The organism is Desulfovibrio sp. 1188_IL3213, from assembly GCF_036763145.1.
Classification (GTDB): Bacteria; Desulfobacterota; Desulfovibrionia; order Desulfovibrionales; family Desulfovibrionaceae; genus Desulfovibrio.
Window position 1 is genome coordinate 1 of sequence record NZ_JBAIYR010000358.1, and the last position, 2,377, is coordinate 2,377.

The window sequence follows — 2,377 nt, forward strand, 5'->3', positions numbered from 1 at the left end:
AGCCTCGCGCGCGGCATGGCACATGCGTTCGCCGCCCTGGCAGTGCAGGGTAAGCATGTTCACGCCCACGCCCGAAGCCGCCTTGACGGCCTGAGCCACCGTGTGCGGTATGTCATAAAATTTGAGATCCAGAAAGATACTGTAGCCCAGAGCGGCCAGGTCTTCAAGCAAGGGCGGCCCGGCGTGGGTGAACATCTCCATGCCCACCTTGCACCAGGGCGCTGTTCCTGCCAGCGTGCGGGCAAGGGCAAGAGTTTCCTCTCTGCTGGGCACATCAAGTGCCACCATAAGTTGTGGAACGGTATTTGCGCTTTTCATGATGTAATCCGGCTCGTGGCGTCAGTAAAATAAACGTGGCTGCTTTGCGGCATGCCGGGGCAAGGGCGGCGGCTCAACCGCGCAGCACTGCTTCCGAAAGGTCGGGGTTGCGGCCTGGGGTAAGGCTTGCCGCCACAAAAACCGAGCGCAGCTCGTCATAGGCCACGTCCAGGCTGTCATTGACCACCAGAGCATCATACCAGCGGGCTTCGGGTATTTCCTGCCGCGCGTTGGCAAGGCGGCGCTCAATGGTTTTTTCGTCGTCCAGGCCCCGGCTGCGCAGGCGGCGCTCAAGCTCGGTCATACTGGGCGGCAGGATGAAAACAAAGACCGCCTCGGTGAGGGAAAGCTTCAGTTGGGCCGCGCCCTGCACGTCAATGTCAAAAAGCAGGTCCTGCCCAAGGCGCAGGTTTTCCTCCACCGGGGCCAGGGGGGTGCCGTAAAGGTTGCCGTGTACCTCGGCCCATTCGGCAAAATACCCTTCGGCGCGGCGCTGTTCGAATACTTCACGGCTGATGAAAATATAGTCCTTGCCGTCCACTTCGCCCTGCCGGGGCTGGCGGGTGGTGCAGGAAACAGAGTAACCCAACTGGGGAAAGGCCCGCAGCAGGCGTTGAACCAAAGTTGTTTTTCCCGCCCCTGAGGGGGCGCTCAAGACCAGGGCAATGCCTTGTCGGGGCATCAGATTCCTTCCTCTTGCGCAAAGCGCTGGCTGATGGTTTCAGGCTGTATGGATGAAAGAATGACGTGGTTGGAGTCCGTCACAAGGATGGAGCGGGTTTTACGCCCCTGTGTGGCATCTATGAGCCGCCCCTGCGTCCGCGCGTCTTCCCGCAGACGCTTCATGGGCGAAGACGCAGGGCTGACAATGCCTACAACCCGGCCCGCCAGCACATAGTTTCCGAAACCTATATTGATGAGTCGTTCGCGAGACATGGCCTATTCCAGATTCTGGACCTGCTCACGGCATTTTTCCAGTTCATTCTTGAAGTCCACGACAAGGCGCGACAACTGCACATCGGGCAGCTTGTTGCCGCACGTGTTGATTTCGCGAAAGCATTCCTGAAGGGTAAAGTCAAGGCGGCGGCCCGCATCGCGGCCCGCCTGCAAAAGGTCGTGCAGGCGCTCAAGATGGGTGGAAAGGCGGGTAAGTTCCTCGCTCACATCCAGCCGGTCGGCAAGAACCACAATTTCCTGCAAAAAACGGCCTTCTTCCAGTTCCTGACCATTCTGGGCCAGGGCCTCGCCCAGGCGCTCACGCATGATATTGGCGCGTTCTTCCTTGATGGCCGGGGCGCGCTCCGCGATAAGCCCCGTCCACTCCTCCATGCGCAGAATGCGTGAATGCATGTCTGTGGCCAGGGCGCGGCCTTCGGCGGCGCGGGCCTCGTTCCAGTCTTCAAGGGCGAGGGCCAGCCCTTCTTCAAGGCTGGTTGTCACATCCTCATCCATTTCCTCGCTGGAGTCGTTCCAGAGCGAGGGGATCTGCATAAGCGCGCTGTAATCCGGCATGAAGTCATCGCCACGGGCCTGCGCAAGGCTGTACAGGCTGTCAAGCATGGCATTGGCCTGTCCGGCGTCAAAGCGCGCGACAGGGATTTCGCCGGGGGCGTATTGCAGGGTCAGACTGATGTCTACCCGGCCGCGCGAGGCGAAGCGACGAACGACTTTTTCAAGGCGGGGTTCAAGGCTGCGCACGGGCAGGGGGAGGCGCCACTTGAGGTCAAGGTGGCGGCTGTTGACGCTCTTGACCTCCCATTGCTGGATTGTGCGGGTATTTTCAACGAGGCAGCGGCCAAAGCCGGTCATGCTGCGGAGCATAGGTTCCTTCCCGGATATAAAGTATTGGGGCAAGTGTAGAGCAAGCCCTTGACGAATGCAAGAAAGCCCTTGGCATGCCGGGCCAAGGGCTGAATATTTTTCAGGTAATCCACCGGATTACCTGGGCGCTGTTTTCTGGCCGCCGCCTGGAGCAAAGATATGCGGCAGGCAGGCGGGCAACAGGCCCTACGTGCCTCAGGAAAGGCCGCCCGTGCCGCCGGAACCGCACCCGCCCGAC

General features: G+C 60.4%; 4 protein-coding genes. All 4 read right to left on the reverse strand.

Annotation, left to right across the window (positions count from 1 at the left end):
* Positions 1-318: orotidine 5'-phosphate decarboxylase / HUMPS family protein (locus V6C16_RS11385; RefSeq protein ID WP_333543256.1), on the reverse strand; the 318-nt coding region annotated here is incomplete at its 3' end.
* A gap of 73 nt (positions 319-391) precedes the next feature.
* Positions 392-1,000: a guanylate kinase gene (gmk, locus tag V6C16_RS11390; protein WP_333534951.1), complete on the reverse strand. Its 609-nt coding sequence runs from the start codon at positions 998-1,000 to the stop codon at positions 392-394.
* Complete coding sequence (locus V6C16_RS11395) at positions 1,000-1,254, reverse strand: DUF370 domain-containing protein (RefSeq protein WP_333534952.1); 255 nt, start codon at positions 1,252-1,254, stop codon at positions 1,000-1,002. The genes gmk and V6C16_RS11395 overlap by 1 nt, the downstream gene beginning before the upstream one ends.
* Before the next feature lie 3 nt (positions 1,255-1,257).
* On the reverse strand, positions 1,258-2,139 hold the full coding sequence (locus tag V6C16_RS11400) for a YicC/YloC family endoribonuclease (RefSeq protein ID WP_333534953.1): 882 nt from the start codon (positions 2,137-2,139) through the stop codon (positions 1,258-1,260).
* Between the last annotated feature and the right edge of the window lie 238 nt (positions 2,140-2,377).